Raw genomic sequence first — 20,920 nt, 5'->3', positions numbered from 1 at the left:
TGCATCTTCTGGAGGCTTCGCCATGAACACTTCGATCTTTATCGGTTGCATTCCTGCCCTGATGACCCCCTGTACAGCGGAGCGCACGCCCGATTTCGATGCCTTGGTGGCCAAGGGGCGTGAGCTGGTGGACCTTGGCATGAGCGCGGTGGTGTATTGCGGGTCCATGGGCGACTGGCCGTTGCTGAGCGAAGCCCAGCGCCAGGAAGGTGTGGCCCGTTTGGTGAGCGCCGGGGTGCCCACCATCGTCGGCACCGGCGCGGTGAATTCGCGGGAGGCGGTAAGCCATGCGGCCCACGCGGCCAAGGTGGGCGCCCAGGGGCTGATGGTGATCCCCAGGGTGCTGTCTCGTGGCGCTTCCGCCGCCGCGCAGGAAGCCCATTTCGCTGCCGTGCTGGCGGCGGCTCCCCAGCTACCGGCGGTGATCTACAACAGCCCCTACTACGGCTTCGCCACCCGGGCGGACCTGTTCTTCGAGCTGCGGCGCGAACATCCAAACCTGATCGGCTTCAAGGAATTCGGTGGTGGCGCGGATTTGCGCTATGCCGCCGAGCACATTACCTCCAAGGACGACGCGGTAACCCTGATGGTCGGAGTGGATACCCAGGTAGTTCACGGTTTCGTCAACTGCAACGCCACCGGCGCCATCACCGGCATCGGCAATGCGCTGCCTCGAGAAGTGCTGCAATTGGTCGCGCTCAGCAAGCAGGCAGCCCGGGGCGATGCCAAGGCCCGCCGCTTGGCGGGTGAGCTGGAAGCTGCCATGAGCGTGCTGTCGTCCTTCGACGAAGGCGCCGACCTGGTGCTGTATTACAAATACCTGATGGTGCTCAACGGCGAGGAGGCCTACCGCTTGCATTTCAACCCCACCGACGAGCTCAGCGATGCCCAGCGTCGCTATGCCGAAATTCAATATCGGCTTTTCCGGACCTGGTACGCCAACTGGTCCGCCGAGCAGAACCGGCTTTGAAGTTTCAGCCGCCAAGGATGCCTGATATGACGGCGCTATCCCTCGCTGCCGATGGTCAAACGACGCCAGAGGTGGACATGCTTGTGGTAGGGGCCGGAATCATCGGCGTGGCCTGTGCCCTGCGGCTTGCCCGCCAGGGCTTGCGGGTGCACCTGATCGATGCTCAGGCACCCGGGCACGGCGCTTCCTATGGCAATGCGGGGCATCTGGCGACCGAGCAGGTATTTCCCATCGCCGATGCGTCCCTCCTGCGGCGCCTGCCCGGCATGCTGATGGATCCCCTGGGGCCTTTACGTCTGGACTGGCGCTACCTGCCCCGCGCGCTGCCCTGGCTGAGCCGCCTGCTGTGGAACCTGCGGCCTGAGCCGTTCCGGCAGACCGTGGCGGGGCTGCGTGCGCTGAACGAGCGCAGCCTCGGCGCCTGGCAGCGCCTGCTTGGCGAAATCGGGCAAATGACGCTGCTGCGTCTGGAGGGCTCGTTGTTGATGCATGAGCTCGTTGGCGCGAGGCCTGGCGTTGAGGACCTGCAAAGGCGCTTGCGCGACCAGGGTGTCAAGGTGGAGCCCTGGACCGCCACGCGGATATTGCAGGCCGCGCCGGCATTGGCGCCAACGGTTGCGGGCGGCCTGTTCTTTCCAGATACCGGTCATGTGCTGGACCCGCTGCGGGTGGTGAACGAACTGGCACGCGCCGCTCAGGCCTGTGGCGCGCGAATACTGCGCGGGCGAGTCAGCGATGGCTGCGTCCATCCGGCGGGCGTGACCCTGAACACTGACCAGGGCGCCCTGAGCGCGCGCCGAGTGCTGATCGCCTGCGGCGCTCACTCGGCGCCCTTGGTGAGAGCCTTGACCGGGCGAAGCGTCCCTCTGGATACGGAGCGTGGTTACCACCTGATGCTGCCGGCCGAGCGCAATCGTCTGCCCTTCGCGGTGACCTCATACGAGCGCAAGTTCATCATGACGCCCATGAGTGGCGGATTACGCTTGGCCGGGACAGTGGAGTTCGCTGGGCTCAAGCGCCCCCCTACCATGCGCCGCGCCTGGCAACTACAGTCGCTCAGCCAGGGCTTGTTTCGTGCGCCCTTGAACTTCGACGGGGCCGAACCCTGGATGGGCTTTCGGCCTTCCCTCCCCGACTCCTTGCCGGTGATCGACCACGCGGCCGATGGCAAAGTGTTGCTGGCCTTCGGCCACCAGCACCTTGGCCTGACCCAGGCGGCGATCACCGCCGAGCTCATCGGTGAGCTGGCCAGTTCGGGAACGCGCCCAGCGGTGCTGGAGCCTTACCACCTGGACCGCTGGTAGGCGTGCCTGGTCTCGCCTGCTGGTGCCGCTACCCACAAGGCCGCTACTCCAAGAAAGGGTCTGTTAGCCCTTGCCAGGCGCTTGCCCCCCCGGCCATCTCCTCGTCTGTCAGCAGGCAGCGGTCCAGCATGGCGGCCAGGGCGAGCCGGTCCATGTCCATGCCGATCAGTACCAGCTCCTGGCGAGCGTCACCCACTTGGCTGTCCCACAGGGCCTCGATGGCGGCGCGTTGCGCGGGCTCGATCGGCCACTGCACCTTAGGCACCTCTACCCACCATACCCCGGCTGGGCCGTGACGGCACAGCCCGCCGGCCTGGGACCATTCGCAGGCCTCGCTCGGGCGACTGGCCAGCCAGAAGAAGCCCTTGGAGCGAATAACGCCGGGCCAGGATTGACTGATCGCAGTATGGAAGCGCTCCGGGTGGAAGGGCCGTCGCGCGCGATAGACGAAGCTGCTAATACCATAGGTGTCGCTTTCCGAGACTTCTTCCCCCCTCAACGCGGCTAACCACCCTGGCGCCGCGGCGGCTTGCTCCAGATCGAACAAGCCTGTGTTCAGGACTCGCTCCAAGGGCACCCGGCCAAAATGCGCCGGCTCTATACGCGCCCTTGGATTGAGCCGGTGAAGGACCGCTTCGAGCCGCGCGCGCTCAGCCGATGAAACCTGGTCCAGCTTGTTGAGCACAATCACATCGCAGAATTCGACCTGCTCTACCAGCAGATCCACGACGCCGCGGTCATCTTCTTCATCCAGGGACTCGCCTCGGGTCTGAAGGCTGTCATCGCTTTCATAGTCCTTGAGAAAATTACAGGCATCGACCACCGTCACCAGGGTGTCGAGGCGGGCGACATCGGAAAGGGAGCGGCCCTGCTCATCGGTGAACGTGAAGGTTTCGGCCACGGGCAAGGGTTCGGAGATTCCCGTGGACTCGATGACCAATTGGTCGAAGCGCCCTTCCCGGGCCAGTCGAGCGACTTCCGCCAGCAGGTCTTCACGGAGCGTGCAGCAGATGCAGCCATTGCTCATTTCCACCAACGCTTGCTGCGTACAAGACAGCGCCCCGCCCCCGCCTCGCACCAGCGCGGCGTCGATGTTCACCTCGGACATGTCATTGACGATGACGGCAACACGGCGTCCCTCACTATTATCAAGAATGTGGTTGAGCAACGTGGTTTTTCCGGCGCCGAGAAAGCCCGACAATACGGTGACTGGTAAACGAACAGCAGTACTGGCGGCGCCAGGATGCACAATGGACATGAGAGCGGCTCCATCAAAGGAGCTATATGTTACGTTATAACAATTTTAACGGCCATCCCTGGCCCCGCCCTTTCGCGGCCTGCACCTTTACACTCTGAACCGCTTGACCAGGCTGCTGAGTTCGGTTGCCAACTGGGACAACTCGCCCGTGGCGATCGTCGTCTGGCGCGAACCGTCCGACGTCTGCCCGGACAGATCGCGAATGCTCACCAGGCTTTGATCTACCTCGCGCGCCACCTGCGCCTGCTCCTCGGCCGCGGTGGCGATCAACAAGTTGCGCTCGTTGATCTGGCCAATCGATGCTGTAATTGCTGTCAAGGCCTGACCCGCCGCTTCGGCTTTACGCAGGGTTTGCTGGGCTTGCTCGCTGGTCTGGTGCATGGACGCGACAGCATTGTGGGTGCCAGACTGGATGACGTTGACCATCTGCTCAATCTCCAAGGTCGAGGACTGGGTGCGATGGGCAAGGGCGCGTACTTCATCCGCTACCACGGCAAAGCCACGCCCCGCTTCCCCGGCCCGCGCGGCCTCGATGGCGGCATTGAGTGCCAGCAGGTTCGTCTGTTCGGCGATGGTCCGGATGACCTCCAGCACCTTGCTGATGGCCTTGGCACTCTCGGCCAGGGTCTCCACACTGACGGACGTCGCCGCCACCGTTTTGACCATGGAAGTGATAGCCGCCACTGTTTCACTGACCTGAGTGCGGCCATTGAGCGCAGCCTGGGCGGATTGGCCCGCGGCATCGGAAGCGGCGGCAGCGTTGCCGGCGACCTCATCCACCGCCGCACTCATTTCCGTCACTGCGGTGGCGGCCATTTCGATTTCCCCGTTTTGCCGCTGCAGCGCGCCGGCTGCATCTTCGGTTACCGCGTGCATCTGCTCTGAGGTCGCCGCCAGTCGGGTGGCGGAATCACCGATCAGGGTGACGGCCCCGCGAAGGTTTTCTTGCATGTTCGCCATGGCGGCCATCATCCGCGCGGGTTCGTCCTGGCCCTCGATCTGAATGTCCTGGCTCAGGTCATTGCTGGCGATGCGCTCAGCCGCAAGCAGCGCCTGCCGCACCGGACGCGTCAGGCTACGGGTGAACAGTACCGCCAGGGTGATGGACAGCAGTACCCCTACAACGATAAAGCCCACGACCAGGGCGATGGTTTGGCTATAAGCTGCGCGCGCTGCCAGGCCCGCATCGGCTGCCTTCTTGGTATTGACCTCCAGCAGGCGCGTCAGCGTCGCATCTATCTGCTCGGCGGCCTGACGCATCTCGCCGGCCGATAGCGCAGTGGCCGCGGCCATGTCCTGCTGGGTGACCAGGGCGGCGTAGCGGTCGAGGTGGACGTCGTAGCCACGCGACAGCGCCTTGAGTTCGTCCAGCCCCTTGCGGCCCTGCGGCGTAACGATCAGTTGCTCCAACTGCTGGAGGGCCTGCTCGATGTGGGCACGGTTCTGTCGCACGTCGGCGCTGGCTTTGGTGCGGGCTTCAACCGGCTCGCCAAGGTTGCGCAGGCGCGCATTGTTGCCCCGTATTTCCGCGAATTCCTGGCCGAGGATGCCCAGCACGCGCATGCTCGGCACTACGTTTTCCTCAACGAACCGCTCGGACTCATCGAGCACCTTGGCTTGTCGCAAAGCGACCAGCCCCAGCAACACCAGCAGCAAGCACATCAACCCGAAGAACAACGCCGAGCGCGGCCCTATATTGAGTGAACGAAGGCTCATCCCATCCTCCATGAACAGCTTGGTCAATACAGAGCGAGCCCCTGCTCCGCTCCTCTCCAATGTTTCGACCAGGCCGGCGTCCACGTGAGGGCAGGGATTTGTAAGCAATTACTACTTTTCTAGGCCCGCCGCTGCGCTGCTCAAATGGCTTCCTGAAAGTCCATTTCCGGTGGCTGGCGACGAAAACCACCCGTCAGCCACGCGAGGTAGACACATCCCAGCGCCAGCCAGACCGCACCCAGCATCACAGCCAGCTTATCCAGGCTGAGTATCAGCCAAAGGTCTGCCACCAAGCCCATCAGCGGACATATCAGAAACACGACGAATGCCCGAGCGCCGCGTGCCTTGCCGGCTATCCAGTAGTGGAAGATCACCGCCAGGTTAACCAGGCTGAACGCCAGGAACGCGCCGAAGTTGATGAAGGACGTTGAGGTGCTCACGTCCAGCTTCAGGGCCAGGAGTGCCACCAGGGCGCAGAGCAGGATGCTGTTCACGGGCGTGCCGAAGCGTCCGCTCATGCGGCCGAAGATCGAGGCCGGCAACACCCGGTCGCGGCCCATGGCATAGAGCAATCGAGAACCGCTGGCCTGGGCCGAAAGTCCCGAGGCGAACTGCCCGACCACCAGGCCGATCAGGAACAGGCTGACGAACAGGTCGCCGCCAATGTTGCGGGCGATCTCGTAGGCCGCCGAGTCCACACTGCTGAACTGATCTCCCGGGTGTGCCAATTGAACGAAGTAGGAGACGCCCAGGAAGATCACCCCGCCTACCAAGGTAATCAGGAAGATAGCCTTGGGAATGGTGCGCCGCGGGTCGCGGGTTTCCTCGGTCAGAGTGCTTACGGCGTCGAACCCCAGGAAGGAGTAGCAGGCAATGGCGGCGCCGCTCATGATCATCGGCAGCTGAAGATCCCCATTGGTGAAGGGGGCCAGGGACCACAGCGGCGTGCGAGGGTCGCCGCCCAGGTAATGGATGCACAGCGCCACGAAGGCCGCCAGCACCAAGAACTGGACCGCCATCAACAGGGCATTGACCGTGTTGGCCAGCTTCAACCCTACGATGTTGATGGCGCTTGTCACCAGGATGAACGCCAGCACCCACACCGGCTGGGGCACCGAAGGAAAGGCCGAGCCCAGGTAGGCCGCGCCTATGAGCCAGATGGCCATGGGCAGGAACAGGTAGTCCAGCAGCACCGCCCAGCCGGCTATGAAACCCAGCTTCGGACTGATCGCCTTGCGCACGTAACTGTAGGCCGAGCCCGCCACCGGAAACGCCGCGGCCATGCGGCCATAACTCATCGCCGTGAAGAGCATGGCCACCAGCGCCGCCAAATAGGCTGCCGGCACTCGCCCGCCGGTGGCCTGGGCCAGGATGCCGAAAGTACCGAGCACGATGATGGGCGTCATATAGGCGATGCCGAACAGCACCACCGACCCCAGAGAGAGGGTAGGTTGCAAACGAGCCATGAGCGACTTACTCCGAAATTATAGGTGTTATGGCAGAGGGTGTTTCAAGCAACGGGGGCGGACATGTTCTTGTTCTAACCTTTTGCGGGGCCGCCCGCCCACAAGTGGCAACGCCTACTCAGGCAGGGATCATCAGCTCGCGGCGGCCATCCGTGTGTTCGATCACTGCGCCTGGCAAGCGCAACCGCTGGTCTTCCAGATAGCGGTAGTCCCGGCGAGCGAGCGCCAGCTGGGCCAGGTCGAGTTCCACTGTGAACTGAGACGACTCCCGCCCGGCTTCGTGCAACAGGCGCCCGAGCGGATCGACCAAGGCGCTGCCCCCGGCGAACACCAGGCCGCCGTCGCCCTCACCTACCCGGTTCACCATCAAGGCGAACGCCTGGTTTTCCTGGGCCCGAGCCATGATGGCCGTGCGATGGGTTGGTCCGTATGGGTCCATATTTCCGTTGGTGACCAGAATCAGGTCAACGCCCAACTGGCCAAGTGCCCGGGCAGACTCCGGGAATTCGATGTCATAGCACACCAACAGCCCCACCCGCAGGCCCTGCCAAAGACAGGTCACGTAGCGATCACCCGAGCTGAATACGCCTCGGTCGGATGCCCATAGGTGTGTCTTTCGGTACTTCAGGGCAACGCCTTCCGGGGTGATCAACAAGGTGGTGTTATAGAAACGGCCGCGGTCGTTTTCGGCCAGGCCGATGGCAACGCTCAGGTTGCGCGCCTTGGCGGCCGCCTGAATGGCGCCGACGCTTGGGCCGTCCACTGGCTCGGAAACCCGGGCCACGGTCTCGGCAGAGGGGAAGCCCATCAGATGGGTTTCTGGGAACACGATCAGGCTGGTGTCGGGCGCGCAGGCTTCGATGGCCGCCAGGGCCTGTTTGAGGTTATGGGCCGTGACATTATCCTGACCCGCCAGCTGGGCAAGTTCGACCTTCATGAAAGCTCCTTAGGCGAGGCTGGCTGTGCGAAAGCGCTAGCGAGCCTTTGAACGGTGCTGCAGTATGCGCGCCGGCATTGTTTACGGGGTATTCCGCAGCTGGGGTACCCCATTGAGGGTAGTTCGATGAGCGTCTCGCTCGAAGACATGGCCTGGCACCGGGCGATAGGGCAATTGATCGAGGCTTTGGAGCGGCCCAATTTCTGGGCGCACCTGGTGCGCCTCATTCGCCAGCAGGTGCCATTCGATAGCTGGGTGGCGTTGCAGTTTTCATCTGCGGCCAAGCCCCTGGTGTTCGCCGAATCGCCCACGGAAGACGGGGGCGCCGATGCTTTGTTCCAAGATTACCTGCACGGGCTGTATCTGCTGGACCCTTTCTACGGCGCGAGCCGGGAAGGCACTCGCAGCGGGCTGGTCAGCCTGGCGGAGGTCGCGCCCGAACACTTCGAACTCACCGAGTACTACCAACGCTACTTCCGCCTGAACGTGGTCGCCGACGAGGTGCAGTTCAATTGTCAACTAGACACGGACCTTACCCTTTGCCTGTCCCTTGGGGCCAAGCGGCCATACACACCCGCGCAGCTTTCCCTGCTTACCCTCATACAGCCCTGGGTCCTGGCCCTGATGCGCCAGCGAATGGCCCATGAACGCGCCGAGGCTGACGGCACGGCCCAGGATGCGCGAGCCGATGTGCTGGATTGGCGTGTGCAGCTGGAAGCTTCGGTACAGCGCAGTCGAGGCGCGCAGTTGACGGCGCGGGAACTGGAGGTGGGCCGCTTGATGCTGAGCGGATGCTCGAGCAAGGAAATCGCGCGCAAGCTGGCGATTTCCGCCGAGACTGTGCGTGTTCACAAGAAGCACATGTACAGCAAGCTGGGCATAAAGTCCCAGTCTGAGCTGTTTTCCATCTTCCTGCAGGCACAGAGCGAGAGCGGTGACAGTCAGTTCTCCCCCTGAATGAAGCGCGCGGCTTCGCTCAGGGCACGCTGGCCCTGCTCGAGATTATGCAGCTCCTGATAGAACTGCACGAAACCGTGTTCCATGCCAGGGCATTCCACATGACGGGCGAAGACGCCGGCCTGCATGAGCCTGCGGACATAGGCCTGCCCTTCATCCCTCAGGGGGTCAAGCTGCGCCGTGATCACCAGGGCGGCCGGTAGCCCGCTCAGCTCAGCGCGCAAGGGCGCGGCCAGAGGCTGCAGCCGATCTTCTACAGGCCCCGGCAGGTAGCAGCGCAGCGTCAGTTCCATGGCTGCCCTGGTAGGAAAGTAGCGGTTCCCCAGCTCGGCCCAGGAAGGGGTATCACAGCTGCCATCGAGGTTCGCGTAGAACAAGACCTGACCCGCAGCCTGAGGGCCGCCGCGCTGCCTCGCCAGAAGACAGACCGCAGCCGCCAGGTTGCCGCCGGCGCTGTCCCCGCACAGGAACAGACGCGCCGGGTCGGCACCCAAGTCGGCGGCGTGCTCGGCCAGCCAGCAGAGCGCGGCATGGCAATCCTCCAGGCCCGCCGGGAATGGCGACTCCGGCGCCAAGCGGTAGTCCAGTGACAGCACCGGCGCGCCGCTACGGTTGGCCAAGGCGCACAGCATGGCCTCATGGGTATCCAGATCGCCACAAAGAAAGCCGCCGCCATGAAAGAACAGGACCATGGGCCCCGCGTTGGAGCGTTCGGCGGCAGCCGGAACATACAGTCGCGCCGGAATTCGCCGCTCGGGCTGCCCCGCCGGAATGCTCAGCTCGCGAACCTCGGCGACGGGCTCAGGCGTGCCCGCCCGAGGGATCATCCCACGGTAGCTGGCGCGCCCCTGCCGGGCATAAGCGAGCAGATCGGGGTTGGGCACATAGGGGGCGCTGGACATGGCGAAGGCTCCAGTGTGGCTCTGGGCAGGCCGCGTGCCAGAGCCATTGATTCGTAAGGGCAAGGTTCGTAAAGGCAACGTTAAACAGCGGATTCGTTGAGGCTGCGGACCTTAACTCAGGGCTGATCCACGCGCAATGCAAGCACCGCTACCAACCGGGGGGGGGCTGGTAGCGGTGAGTGGCGATGGCCTCAATTGGCCAGATGGGCCTTGAGTTCCCCCGCGGCCTGACGCAGGGCCGCTTGCACCTCAGGCACGTCGCTCAAAGGGTTGAGCAGGCCATAGTCGTGGATCATGCCGTTGTAGCGAACCGCGGTCACAGGCACCCCGGCTGCGTCCAGCTTGCGGGCGTAGGCCTCGCCTTCATCACGCAGCACGTCCAGGGCGGCAGTCTGTACCAGGGCCGGTGGCAGGCCCTTGAGCTGATCCAGGCTGGCGCGCAGCGGTGAGGCATGGATATCGGCCCGCTGGGCGGTGTCCGTGGTGTAGTTGTCCCAGAACCACTTCATCATGTTGCGGGTCAGGAAATGCCCCTCGGCGTATTGCTGGTAGGAGCCTGTGTCGAAGTTGGCGTCTGTCACCGGCCAAAGCAGCGCCTGGAAGCGAAGCCTGGGCGCGCCCTGCTCCTTGGCCATCAGGCTGACCACCGCGGCCATGTTGCCGCCTACGCTGTTGCCCGCCACGGCGAGCCGGCTGCCGTCCACGTTGATCTCCCGGCCATGGTCAGCTACCCAACGGGTGGCCGCGTAGGCCTGATTGATGGCAGTGGGGTAATGGGCCTCTGGAGATGGGGTGTAATCCACATACACCGCTACCGCGCCAGAACCTACCACCAGGTCATGGATCAGCCGGGCATGGGTAGGGTAGTCTCCCAGCACCCAGCCGCCGCCGTGAAAGAACATGAAGGCCGGGAGCGCGCCTTTCACTCCCGCCGGGCGCACCACGGTCAGCTTGATGGACTGGCCGTTCGCTTCGATGCGTCGCTCATTGACCTCGGTGCCTGCCAAGTTGACCTTCACCGAGTTCTGGGCACCGGTGAGCACTGCGCGGGCGTCCTTGGGCGGCAACTGTTCCAGCGGCTTGCCGCCACCGGCGTTGAGGGCATCCAGGAATGCCTGGGTGCGCTGACTGGCGATGGCGTCGGGGCCGGCGGCGAACGCATTGCCAATGGCCAGGGTAAGCGCGGTGGTGACGAGGGCTTGGCGCAAAAGGGTCATGGTTGTATCTCCTTATATCGAAATGGGAGCCGGGTCTGGGTGGTCGTCGCTCGGCATGGATGTACTTTAGGGGTGGCGCTTCGTTGCAACAATTACCTAGAATCCAGACTCTTTGATTCGACTTTAGAGACAATCCCGTGGATCGTATTGAATGCATGCGCGCTTTCGTTTCCACCGTCGATGCCAATGGCTTCGCCGCGGCGGCCCGGGCAATGCGAGTGCCACGTTCAAAGGTGAGCAAGCAGATCCAGGCGCTCGAGGAAAGCCTTGGGGTGCAGTTGCTGCTGCGCACCACACGCAGCCTGCATATGACCGAAGCAGGCGCCGAATACTATGAAGCCTGCCGGGAGCTGATTAGCGCATTGGATGAAGCCGAAAACAGCGCGCCCGCAGCGGCCTGGCCGAGGTCCAGGGAGTGCTGCGGGTAAACGCGCCCATGTCGTTCGGCCTGACCCAACTCTGACCCAACTGGGTGCCCTGCTCCCCAAATTCCATGCCCAGCACCCGAAACTGGAACTGCAACTGGTGCTCAGTGACCAGCAGGTAGACCCGATCAAGGGCGGCTTTGACGTCACCATCCGTATCGCTAGCCTGGCCGACTCCTCCATGGTGGCTCGCCAGCTGGCCCCAGCGCCACGGGTACTGGTGGCGTCGCCTGGTTACCTCAAGCGTGCCGGCACGCCGGAGCATCCCAAGGAGCTGGCCGGCCATGCCTTCCTCAACTATGGCTACCTGCAAAGCGGCGTCAGCCTCCAGCTAAGCAATGGTCGCGAAACCCAGAGCGTGCATGTCACCGGCCCGCTGCATGCCAACAATGGTGACCTTTTGGCTCAAGCGGCTGAGGCTGGCATGGGTATCGCCCTGCTGCCGACCTTCATCGTCGAACAGGCCTTGGCCCGCGGCACCCTGGTCGCCTTGATGTGCGACTGGCAGGCGCCGCCCATTTCCATCAACGCCGTCTACCCCACCGCGCGCCGGGTGCCGATGAAAACCCGGGCGTTCCTGGATTTTCTCAAGAACGAACTGGCCCCAAGCGCAGCCTAACCTGGTTTCCCCCTACCCAATACTGGAGTTGCAGCATGAGCGACACTGCCTACGTTCCGCCAAAGGTCTGGAAACACGAAGCCCCATCGGGCGGCCACTTTGCCAGTATCAACCGTCCCATCGCCGGCCCGACCCACGAAAAAGAGCTGCCTACGGGCAAACACCCTCTCCAGCTGTACTCCCTGGCCACGCCTAACGGCGTGAAGGTGACGGTCATGCTGGAGGAATTGCTCGCCCTGGGCCACCAAGGCGCCGAGTACGATGCCTGGCTGATCCGCATTTCCGAGGGGGACCAGTTCTCCAGCGGCTTCGTGGAAGTGAACCCCAATTCCAAGATCCCCGCCTTGCTGGACGTGAGCGGTGAGGCGCCGATACGCGTATTTGAATCCGGTTCGATCCTGCTCTACCTGGCCGAGAAGTTCGGCGCCCTCCTGCCCAAGGACGTGGCCGCACGGACCGAAACCCTGAACTGGCTGTTCTGGCAGATGGGCGCGGCGCCCTACCTGGGCGGCGGCTTTGGGCACTTCTTTGCCTACGCGCCCGAGAAGCTGCAATACCCTATCGACCGCTTCACCATGGAGGCCAAGCGCCAGCTGGATGTGCTCAACCGTCGCCTGGCCGACCAGCCCTACCTGGCCGGCGCCGAATACAGCATCGCGGATATCGCGGTATGGCCCTGGTACGGGGAGCTGGTGCGCGGCAATCTGTACGGCGCGGCGGAATTTCTTTCAGTGCACGAGTACACCCATGTGCTTCGCTGGGCCAACGAAATCGCCAAGCGCCCCGCCGTGGTTCGCGGTCGGCGGGTGAATCGGGTATGGGGTGAGGAAGCCGAGCAATTGGCCGAGCGGCATCAGATCAGTGATCTGGATGCGAAGTAACCGGCCATGATGCTGGCGAATAGTTGATTCGCCAGCTGCGCTGGCTCCCACTGACTGACTGAACTGAAAATATTCGATCTCCTTGCCTGGCTGTCCGGTGGGAGCTAGTGGCTAGCGAATGAGGCATCGATGCCTTACAGGTGTTCGCCGGCCCTACCTACTCTCACAGATGCCAGCACCGGTACCAGCCGTCCTGCTCGCTGACCCGCAGGTCGATCTGGTACAGGTCGGACAAGCGCTCGCTGGTCAGCACCTCTGCCTTGGGGCCGTCGGCAACGATCCGCCCCTTGGCGAGCAGTACTACCCGCTCAATCTCCGGGATGATCTCGTCCAGGTGATGGGTAGTGATGAGCATGGCATGTTCCGGCCCACAAAAGCGGCGCAACAGCCGGAGCATTCCCAGGCTCGCCCCCATGTCCAGCCCATTGGCCGGCTCATCCAGGATCAGGGCCGCGGGGCGATGCACCAGGGCACGAGCCAACAGCAACCGGCGCCTTTGCCCCGTGGATAGCCGCTGGAACATGGTGTCTTCGTATCCAGCCATTTCCACTTCGGCCAACATGGCCCTGGCCTGGACAAGCTGATCTGCGCTCGGCTGCAGGTGCCCATGGGCGCCGATGGCGCCGAAAAAGCCCGAAGTGATCACCTCAAGGGCGCTGGTATAGGGCGTGTAGTCGTCCTGCAGGTCCTGGGATACCAGGCCCAGGCGGCTGCGCAGGTCCCAGAGGTTCACGTTCTGCCGGCCGAACAGCTTGAGATGGCTGCCCTCCCGGTCCAGCGGGTAGAGCTCCCGGGTGATCAGCTTGAGCAGGGTGCTCTTACCGGCGCCGTTGGGCCCCAGAATAGCGACCTTCTCGCCGGTTTCGATCTTCAGTGAAAAGCCTTCCAGCACGCGGGTCTGCTGCTGGAAGGCGGTGACGTTGTGGAATTCGATCATTTAGAGCTCTGGCGGCCGGTACAGGGTTCTAGACCATAGGTGCAGGACGCGACACGCTCAAGTAACTTTTCATCCAGGTCAGGCTGACCAGGGGTTGTAGGTAGTCGCCCCGGTGTCCCGGAAGTCCTTGATATTGCGAGTGACCACGATCAGACCGTGAGCCAAGGCGGTTGCCGCGATCAGCGCGTCGCGCTCGGGGCGCGGGTCAGGCACATGCAAGCCCGCGCATTTGAGCGCGACGCCGAGGTCGATAGGCAAGATCCGCTCCCGGAAGCCCGGCAATACCTGGGGTTTCGAACCATCGACTCAGGGCCGTCGCCTGTTCGGGGTCGCGACGCGCGACCAGGCCTATACCGATACGCAGCTCCATGAGCGACACAACGGAAATGAACAGGGTATTGACCGGTACCTTGCGTGCCCACTCCAGCACGCCGGGATCAGCTCGTCGCGATGACGCCTTGCGCAGCTCGGAAACGACATTCGTATCAAGCAGGAACATCAGTCGAAGCTTGCCGGGGTCAGAGCCAGGCTCAGGGGCGGTGGATCGAACTCGATAGTATCGTCTTCGGACATTGCCAAAAGCTGATCGATACTGATGGAGGGGCCGGACAGGCGCTCATAGTCCTCCATGGTGAGCAATACATGGGCCGGCCGGCCACGGTCCGTGATGAATACCGGGCCTTGGGCAGTGGCTTTCTTGGCCCTGCTGGTGTCCTGATTGAAGGCGCGACTGGAGACGGTAGTAGGCATGGCTATCTCCCAAGCTGGGGTAGCAACGTTACTACATCTGAAGCCTATGATCCAGGCATTCGCCCAGCGGCAGGATCGTTGAATCCACGCCAGCGCCCCCGCGGCTACCAAGGGTGTGCCGCCAAAGCCAGATGTCTCTGTTTGGCGTCGACTGAAGTGATTATTTGCTGGGGCGTATGTGACGTTCCCAGGCCAAGCGGCAAAATCGAGCCATCATAAAAGCCAAGGCCGACCGTCATGCACCAGGACATGCTTATGCCCTTACCTACCGATACTTGCCACGACGAGGTGTTACAAGCGGCCCGGCGGCTGGTGGAGGCATTCGCCAGCAATGACACCGAGCGCTATTTTGCCGCTTTCAGTCCGCAGGCGACATTCGTGTTCCATACCACCGGGGAGGTTCTAAGCGACCGGGCGACCTATAGGGCGTTGTGGGACGGCTGGCAAGAGGACGGCCTGCGAGTGCTGGCCTGTGAGTCCCGGGAACCGCGGGTGAGCGTTCTGGGGGATGTAGCGATCTTCATTCATGAAGTAGCCACACGCGTAAGCCTGGCCGGAACCCTCAGCGACAGCCTGGAACGCGAAACCATCGTATTCCATCGCCAGCCCGAGGGCGGCTGGCTGGCGGTGCATGAGCACCTTTCGCCGAGGCCAGTCGGTCAGGCATAGGTCCTGCCGCGCAATGCCCATTACCCCACCGCTCGCTGATAACGGGCTGCGCGACGGGGGATGGGTAAGACCGCCTGGATGAGGTCAGCCGATCAAGTGCTGCTCGTCGGCCACCGTAGTCACGCCCACCAGGGCGACGGGCTCCGGCGAGGCAAAGATCATGTTGCTGTCGTAGAGGCTTTCTCGCCAATCGCCTTCCAGGGCAACCTGGAATTTATGGCCTTGGCTGTTGGCTTCCGTATTTTGCAGGTAGGTACGTTCCAGCTGGGCGTTGTACACCATCCTTAGCGTATCGCCGGTGCCATCGCCAAACCCTGTATAGCCGAGGGCCGACACGTCGATCTTGTCTCTTACGGTCATATTGACGATCAGGTCGACGAAACTCTGGGTATCGATCCGGTAGCTGTCCTCGACCGAGGTGTAGCGGAATATATCGGCATTTTCCGCGTTGTCAAAAAGGATGTCGATGTCCGCCCGGTCACCACCCTCCAACCGATCCGCCCCCCGCCCGCCGATGATTACATCCGCGCCGGCGCCAGCGTTGATACGGTCGTTACCGTCCAGCCCAAGGATGACTTCCGACAGGGCCGAGCCTGTGATCACATCCTTCGCGGACGTTCCTTCCAAGGAAGGTGCGGTGAAGATCAGATTGGTTTCATTCAACTGCCCCACCAGGTTGCCGTTCAGGGCCAATTCGAAGCGATGCCCTGCCCCGTCGACATCGTAGCTTTTCAGGTAGGTGCGGCTGCCGTCGGCACTGGCCTGGATAGCCAGGGTGCCGTCATGGCCGTTGCCGATGCCGGTGAAGCCCAGGGCAGTGAGGTCGATACGGTCCTCGCTGGCGTCAAAGTCAGAGATTCGATCGCTGTTGTTCTGGGTAGCGGTACGGTAGCTATCGCTCAATTCAGCGTAGCGAAAGACATCCGCCCCTGCGCCACCCTGTAGCAGGTCTCGCCCACCGTTTCCTTGCAATACATCATCGCCAGCATGCCCATCGACCACCTCGGCCACGCCCGTGCCCTGGAGCACCTCGTCGCCCAGGTAGCCGTCTATGTGAGGCTTGCCGTCCTGGCTGCCGAAGCCGCTATCCAGGGTGCCGTCTTCATTCAAGCGCACCAGCTTCAGATCCCGGTCGTCAGAGCCTCCCAACAGGATCTTGCCGTCCTGTTGCACGGCCAGGGACATGGGCTGCTCGAATTCAAGTACAACCCGGCCGTCCCCTCTACCGAAGCTGGTATCGAAGGTGCCGTTGGCGTTCAGGCGGAACACACTCGTCAGCGTATCGTCCGCTGTCTGGCCCACAACGATGATCTTGCCATCAGCCTGGACGGCCATCTTGACTTCGCCTTCCAGGCCCAGGGCAACGTTGAAGGCCACAACGCCATCATTGCCAAAACCGGTATCAAGCTTGCCTTCCGGGGTGAAGTGCTGCAGCACATAAAGCGGGGCGTTGGAGATTTCATGGTTCCATGAGCCGATGACGACACTACCGTCGTCTGCCACGCCCACCGTACCTACGCGATAGTACGGATCATCCACCGTGTTCAGTAGCAGCTTGCCCTGATCGCCGAAGCTGTCTAGGAGGCTGCCATCATTGTTCAGTCGGTAGACGGAAGTCGTTTCCGGCCCTCGCGCGCTGAAGGCCAGGGTGCCGTCTGAAAGCACCTTGAGGTCCGGATCCTTGAAGTCATGAGAAATCTGGAAGGTGGCGACGCCCTTCTCGCCGAAACCGGTGTCGATACTGCCGTCGCTGTTGAAGCGCTTGAGCTGGACACTGTCGTCCAGGGTCAGGGCCAACAGCACCTTGCCATCGGCCTGCACCAGCGTTCTCTCGCCGAGCACCTCCGGTGCGTAGGCCGCCGGTACGGTACTCACCCCGCCGTCGCGGAAACCACGGTCCACACTGCCATCGGTATTGAGCCGCACCACTGAGTAATTCTGCTCGTAACCATAGCTTTCTTCTCCAGGAGCGCCGGGATATCCCCAGGCCAGGTACTGGGTAAGGCCGCCGACTATTATCTTGCCATCCTGGTCGATAGCGATGCTGCGGTTGGCATCGGCGTAACCGCTCACATCGATCCGGATGCTGCCAGGCGCGGTCGTGACGGTATGGGTGGCTAACGGAGTACTATCCTTGGTATTCATGAATAATCCTTCAGGCAAAGGTATGGATCCATTACTCTAGCCCTCTTTTCGAATTGTGCATCCGAAGCGTGCGGTACTCCTCACTCGAGCACGGCAACTACCTGGTCATCGCCAGCGCGGCCGAAGAGCAGGCCCATGTGGCTCGGGAAGTGAACCGCAACCTGGTGAATATTCGCGACCTGTCCTTGCAATCCGCCGCCGGTGCCAACCGGACCACCGTGGCCAGTCACGGACTTACCCGTCTAGCGGCGGAGTTGAACGAGCTGGTAGGCCACTTCAAGGTCTGATCCGCACGCTGATCAGGCGCTGCGGGCCTGGGCGGTCGACTTCTTGGCTTCAGGGCTACCCACGGGTGCGGCGGGTTGCCAGTGGTCGTGCTCGCAGTATGGGCAGCGTGGCCAACCTTCGGCATCGGCCGTTGAGGTGTAGCCGCAACAGGTGCAGCTGAGACTGCCGTCGCCCAATGGCTGCTCCCTGCCTGGCGCGGCAGGGATCAGGGACAGGCCCGGGCGAGGCTGCCGGTAGGTCAGCAGGGTGAAACGGCCAGTAGACTCCAGGTACACCCGGCGCAGTTGACCCAGCTGAACGATGCCCTGCCCGCGCAGCTCGGAGTGGACCCGGTCCAGGGTGAGCCCGGCGCCGCGTACATCGTCCATCAACAGCCGACCGTCCCTGAGCAGCAGAGTGACATCCCCTTGCACTGCCACTTCGACCCGCCGCCAACGAAAGGACAAGGCGGATAGCCCCCGCTGGAACACCAGGGCGCAACCCAGCAGTACCACAGCCGGCAGCACCCCCTGGCTGGGAGTTTGCAGGGGCGCGCCTATGGCCGCGCCTAGGGTGAGCATCACCGCCATCTCCGAAATGCTCAGCTGGGCTGCCATGCGTTTGCCCAGCAAACGCATCACAATGAACAGGGCTGCATAGACCACCAACGCGCGGCAGCCCACCTCCAGCAGAAACACCCAAGGCGCCTCGCCCACAAGCAAGCGATGCAGCGTCGTCACGCCACCCTGCCCGCTCATTCGTCCAGCTCCCGAGCCGCTGGTTGCCAACGATCGGCCCCACAGTCAGGGCAAGGCTTCGTGGCGGGTCTGGGCTCGACATGGCCGCACGAGGCACAGCAGCAAGCGCTTTCGATACGGGCTGCGCGGCGCAACTCTTCGTCGATTTCCGGGAGAATGCACAGCCCAGGCCGCGGGCATTCGGCGCGCACCAGGGTAAGCTGGCCGGAAGGTTCCAACCAGGCACGGCCCACCTGCCCGAGATGTTGGATGCGCATGCCACGCAACAGGCCGTAGAGTTTTTCCCGTGACAAGCCGGCATGCTTGAGGGCGGCCAACTCCAGGGTGCCTTCGTTGACGACCAGTTCCGGAGCGCCGGCTACAGCGACCGCGAACCGTGGATTTCGGCTGCTCAACGCCACCACCACACGCTGGATGGAGATGAGTACCAACAGGATGATCAACGGCGGGAGCAGGCCCCGTTCCTGAGCCTGGAGCGGAATGCCCACCGCGCCGGCCAAGGTGACGACAATGGATAATTCAAACAAGGTGTACTGGGAAACCACGCGGCGCCCCAGCAGGCGCATGCCATACATCAGCATCCAGTACAGCAAGGCCGCCCGGCCGCAGATCTCCAACAACATCCAGGGGCTGGCTTCGCCCAGCAGAAATCTATGCCATTCCACGGTACGTCCCCTTTCGCTACAACAACTCACTTACGAGCGAGGCGCCCGCGATGGGGTTCGGTCTTTCAGTCCCGTCTTCCGGCGAACGGCTGTCTAGATCCCGGCCAGCCAACGGGCGAACAGTCGGGTGACTCTGGGCATTATCACGAACACTACACTGATGACGATGCACGCCGTGATCAGCATGTTGCTCGGAATCAAACCGCCAAGCATCGGATAACGAGCGAAAACGGGCTGCCAGAGCAGGGGAATCACGATGGACAGCGGCAAGATGACTGCATAGCTGAGCACCGCCTGTTTCCATTTGGGCGGCTGGGCCGCGCCCTGGTCGTTGGGGGTGAACCAGAACTCAGGGCCGGCATGGACCTGCGGATGGTCCCCATCCTCCAGCAGGGGCAGCACTTCGTCGACCAAGGCCCGGCGTTCGCTGGAGTCTATCCAGCCTTGCAGAAGTTGTGCGCTGGAAAAGCGCAGCACCGAGGTGAAGACCTGGCCATCTTCACCTGGCCGTATCACGTTCACGCCCAGATGTCCGGGATGCCGCCGAGCGGTGGTCACGGTGCGCTTGAGCCAGGCTTCATAGCGCTGGCATTGTCCGCGACGGACCTTGTGCTGGATGACCAAGGTCACCACGCTGTTGGACGATGCCTGTTCTGGGCCCGAGGCGTTGCTCGGCAGGGCCGAGTGAACGACGGTGGTGGGCTTCACCATGGCTGCGCTTCCTCCGGTAAAAGCATAGCTTGCCTGCGCTCAGTGGAAGCGAATTGGACGGGTGTGCTGGTTTGCGTCAATGCCAGGCAGAAGCGCTTCGGTCTAGCCGGAACCAGGACAAAGTCATGGTCAGGGGGCTGACTGCGCAGGCTTGAGCGAGCCCTGGAGGTAGCGACCAATGACATCAAATAGCGCACTGCCATGGCGCTGGACAGGATCGGGCCTTCCGGCTTCCGCAGCTTGCCAGTATTCCCAAGGCACAGGCGCGCTGCCCAGTTCGTAGTCCATGCCATCCCAGGCATCTTCCCGAAACGCATAGAAGGCCCAGTGCACGCCGCTGCGCTCGGCGACGTTCAGGACGTCTTCCAGGTAGCTCGCGCACCCGGGCCAGCGACGCAGGCAGCCGAACTCGCCGAAAACCAGGCGCGACGCCGGCAGCCCGGCCTGCTCCGCCCAGCGGGTGAAGTTACCCAGGTAAGCGGCTACTCGCTCTCGATTCCAGTACGCCTCGCTTGCGCCGAAGGGTGCCATGCCGGGGTACGCGAGGGCGGGCCTTTTCAATGAGGCTGGGTCGCTGGTCATATGGTAGGGCTCGTACATGTGCACGCTGTACAGGATTCGCCCATCCCCGAGCGCACCCGGCCAATAGGCGAAGCCATCGGCTGCCGCGTACCAGCCTGCGTCCAGCATGATCGGCATCCGAACATCCTGGCTGCGCACCGCGGTGATCAACGTCTGATAGAAGGCCCTGAGATCCCGCCCGCTACCCTGCTGCTTCTGATACCAGGCCTTCATCTCGGCTTCCGACGCGTGTTCGGCCAGGCCACCGTTACGCTCGGGCGCCGGTTCGTTGATCAGGTTATAGGCCGCCACCGCTGGATGACCTTTCAAAGCCCTGGCCAGGTCCCGCCAGAATCGCGTAGCCGCTTCCCAGTTCGCGGGGGTCTGCCACAGGCGATCATCGAACCGGCCATCATTGTTCTGTGCCCAGCGCATCAGTGGCAGTGACAAGGGCGTCAGTACTACCTTCAATCCAGCCTTGTGTGCCCGGTCGAGCACTGCCCTGAGGCAGGCCAGGTCAGCCTGGACCAGCCCCTGGTAATGATCGGCATTGCCTATGAGAAAATCGCGACCACGACTGGGCCACTTGTCGTAGGCCAGGCGAACCCAGGTCGCGCCGGTGGCGGCCAGGGCATCAAAGTAAGCCTGGCTCGGAGGCATCCGGTTGAAACTGTTCGCCCCTCGCTGCGGATCGGCCCAAAAACCCAGCGGATCTGTCGCCGTGGCCGGGCTCGCCAGCCCAAGCAGGGCCAGCCATAACACGAGCATCTTGGACATGGGTTCGCCTCTTTGCAGAAAAGCAACA

At 62.9% G+C, this 20,920-nt stretch carries 18 protein-coding genes and 4 pseudogenes; 7 read left to right on the top strand and 15 right to left on the bottom strand.

Annotation, left to right across the window (positions count from 1 at the left end; translation table 11 throughout):
• Window positions 1–22: 22 nt before the first annotated feature.
• Window positions 23–970: a dihydrodipicolinate synthase family protein gene (locus BN1188_RS19230; protein WP_040263193.1), complete on the top strand. Its 948-nt coding sequence runs from the start codon at window positions 23–25 to the stop codon at window positions 968–970.
• A gap of 26 nt (window positions 971–996) precedes the next feature.
• Window positions 997–2,274, top strand: a complete 1,278-nt coding sequence (locus tag BN1188_RS19225; RefSeq protein ID WP_052469384.1) for an NAD(P)/FAD-dependent oxidoreductase — start codon at window positions 997–999, stop codon at window positions 2,272–2,274.
• A gap of 43 nt (window positions 2,275–2,317) precedes the next feature.
• Here BN1188_RS19225 and zigA read toward each other — a convergent pair whose 3' ends face one another.
• The 5 genes and pseudogenes from zigA to BN1188_RS19205 form a co-directional block, all read right to left on the bottom strand.
• Window positions 2,318–3,532 carry a zinc metallochaperone GTPase ZigA gene (zigA, locus tag BN1188_RS19220; RefSeq protein ID WP_052469383.1) on the bottom strand — a complete coding sequence of 405 codons (1,215 nt, stop codon included), beginning with the start codon at window positions 3,530–3,532 and terminating at the stop codon, window positions 2,318–2,320.
• Between the two features lie 87 nt (window positions 3,533–3,619).
• Window positions 3,620–4,348 (bottom strand): methyl-accepting chemotaxis protein, encoded by a 729-nt coding sequence (locus BN1188_RS22385; protein WP_408633634.1) that lies wholly within the window; start codon window positions 4,346–4,348, stop codon window positions 3,620–3,622.
• 129 nt (window positions 4,349–4,477) lie between these two features.
• Window positions 4,478–5,248, bottom strand: a pseudogene (locus BN1188_RS22380) (MCP four helix bundle domain-containing protein); the annotation flags it as partial.
• Between the two features lie 140 nt (window positions 5,249–5,388).
• Window positions 5,389–6,714 carry an APC family permease gene (locus BN1188_RS19210; protein WP_040263188.1) on the bottom strand — a complete coding sequence of 442 codons (1,326 nt, stop codon included), beginning with the start codon at window positions 6,712–6,714 and terminating at the stop codon, window positions 5,389–5,391.
• Between the two features lie 118 nt (window positions 6,715–6,832).
• The gene (locus tag BN1188_RS19205) at window positions 6,833–7,651 is read right to left on the bottom strand and encodes a carbon-nitrogen hydrolase family protein (RefSeq protein ID WP_040263187.1); all 819 of its coding nucleotides are present in this window, start codon (window positions 7,649–7,651) and stop codon (window positions 6,833–6,835) included.
• 126 nt (window positions 7,652–7,777) lie between these two features.
• Between BN1188_RS19205 and BN1188_RS19200 the strand changes: the two genes are divergently transcribed.
• Window positions 7,778–8,608: a response regulator transcription factor gene (locus tag BN1188_RS19200; RefSeq protein ID WP_040263185.1), complete on the top strand. Its 831-nt coding sequence runs from the start codon at window positions 7,778–7,780 to the stop codon at window positions 8,606–8,608.
• On the opposite strand, the gene BN1188_RS19195 is transcribed toward BN1188_RS19200, so the two are convergent.
• Complete coding sequence (locus BN1188_RS19195; RefSeq protein WP_052469382.1) at window positions 8,593–9,510, bottom strand: alpha/beta hydrolase; 918 nt, start codon at window positions 9,508–9,510, stop codon at window positions 8,593–8,595. The two genes, BN1188_RS19200 and BN1188_RS19195, sit on opposite strands and share 16 nt — an antisense overlap.
• Window positions 9,511–9,701: 191 nt before the next feature.
• The gene (locus tag BN1188_RS19190) at window positions 9,702–10,727 is read right to left on the bottom strand and encodes an alpha/beta hydrolase (RefSeq protein WP_040263183.1); all 1,026 of its coding nucleotides are present in this window, start codon (window positions 10,725–10,727) and stop codon (window positions 9,702–9,704) included.
• Between the two features lie 137 nt (window positions 10,728–10,864).
• On the opposite strand from BN1188_RS19190, the pseudogene BN1188_RS19185 reads away from it, so the two are divergent.
• Window positions 10,865–11,771: pseudogene (locus BN1188_RS19185) on the top strand (LysR substrate-binding domain-containing protein).
• 35 nt (window positions 11,772–11,806) lie between these two features.
• Complete coding sequence (yghU, locus tag BN1188_RS19180) at window positions 11,807–12,652, top strand: glutathione-dependent disulfide-bond oxidoreductase (protein ID WP_040263181.1); 846 nt, start codon at window positions 11,807–11,809, stop codon at window positions 12,650–12,652.
• A 163-nt stretch (window positions 12,653–12,815) separates the two neighbouring features.
• Here yghU and BN1188_RS19175 read toward each other — a convergent pair whose 3' ends face one another.
• From BN1188_RS19175 to BN1188_RS19165, 3 genes and pseudogenes are all read right to left on the bottom strand, one after another.
• On the bottom strand, window positions 12,816–13,589 hold the full coding sequence (locus tag BN1188_RS19175; RefSeq protein ID WP_040263180.1) for an ABC transporter ATP-binding protein: 774 nt from the start codon (window positions 13,587–13,589) through the stop codon (window positions 12,816–12,818).
• 78 nt (window positions 13,590–13,667) lie between these two features.
• Window positions 13,668–14,088: pseudogene (locus BN1188_RS19170) on the bottom strand (PIN domain-containing protein).
• Window positions 14,088–14,339, bottom strand: a complete 252-nt coding sequence (locus tag BN1188_RS19165; protein ID WP_040263178.1) for a type II toxin-antitoxin system Phd/YefM family antitoxin — start codon at window positions 14,337–14,339, stop codon at window positions 14,088–14,090. Before BN1188_RS19165 ends, BN1188_RS19170 begins: the two are co-directional and overlap by 1 nt.
• Window positions 14,340–14,594: 255 nt before the next feature.
• On the opposite strand from BN1188_RS19165, the gene BN1188_RS19160 reads away from it, so the two are divergent.
• Window positions 14,595–15,008 carry a YybH family protein gene (locus BN1188_RS19160; RefSeq protein ID WP_040263176.1) on the top strand — a complete coding sequence of 138 codons (414 nt, stop codon included), beginning with the start codon at window positions 14,595–14,597 and terminating at the stop codon, window positions 15,006–15,008.
• 84 nt (window positions 15,009–15,092) lie between these two features.
• Here BN1188_RS19160 and BN1188_RS19155 read toward each other — a convergent pair whose 3' ends face one another.
• Window positions 15,093–17,153 carry a M10 family metallopeptidase C-terminal domain-containing protein gene (locus BN1188_RS19155; protein ID WP_040263175.1) on the bottom strand — a complete coding sequence of 687 codons (2,061 nt, stop codon included), beginning with the start codon at window positions 17,151–17,153 and terminating at the stop codon, window positions 15,093–15,095.
• Window positions 17,154–17,254: 101 nt separating this feature from the next.
• Here BN1188_RS19155 and BN1188_RS19150 point away from each other — a divergent pair.
• Window positions 17,255–17,440 (top strand): annotated as a pseudogene (locus BN1188_RS19150) (methyl-accepting chemotaxis protein); the annotation flags it as partial.
• Window positions 17,441–17,452: 12 nt separating this feature from the next.
• Here the strand turns inward: BN1188_RS19150 and BN1188_RS19145 are convergent.
• The 4 genes from BN1188_RS19145 to BN1188_RS19130 all read right to left on the bottom strand — a co-directional run bounded on the left by BN1188_RS19145 (window position 17,453) and on the right by BN1188_RS19130 (window position 20,883).
• Complete coding sequence (locus tag BN1188_RS19145) at window positions 17,453–18,178, bottom strand: YetF domain-containing protein (RefSeq protein ID WP_052469381.1); 726 nt, start codon at window positions 18,176–18,178, stop codon at window positions 17,453–17,455.
• The gene (locus tag BN1188_RS19140; RefSeq protein ID WP_052469380.1) at window positions 18,175–18,843 is read right to left on the bottom strand and encodes a DUF421 domain-containing protein; all 669 of its coding nucleotides are present in this window, start codon (window positions 18,841–18,843) and stop codon (window positions 18,175–18,177) included. The genes BN1188_RS19145 and BN1188_RS19140 overlap by 4 nt, the downstream gene beginning before the upstream one ends.
• Before the next feature lie 93 nt (window positions 18,844–18,936).
• Complete coding sequence (locus tag BN1188_RS19135; RefSeq protein ID WP_084596289.1) at window positions 18,937–19,554, bottom strand: antibiotic biosynthesis monooxygenase; 618 nt, start codon at window positions 19,552–19,554, stop codon at window positions 18,937–18,939.
• A gap of 129 nt (window positions 19,555–19,683) precedes the next feature.
• Entirely contained in the window at window positions 19,684–20,883 is a 1,200-nt protein-coding gene (locus tag BN1188_RS19130; RefSeq protein WP_088776247.1) for a glycoside hydrolase family 5 protein, read from the bottom strand.
• Between the last annotated feature and the right edge of the window lie 37 nt (window positions 20,884–20,920).

Source organism: Pseudomonas massiliensis, assembly GCF_000826105.1.
Lineage (GTDB): Bacteria > Pseudomonadota > Gammaproteobacteria > Pseudomonadales > Pseudomonadaceae > Aquipseudomonas > Aquipseudomonas massiliensis.
This window is presented reverse-complemented; position numbering and strand designations above follow the sequence as displayed.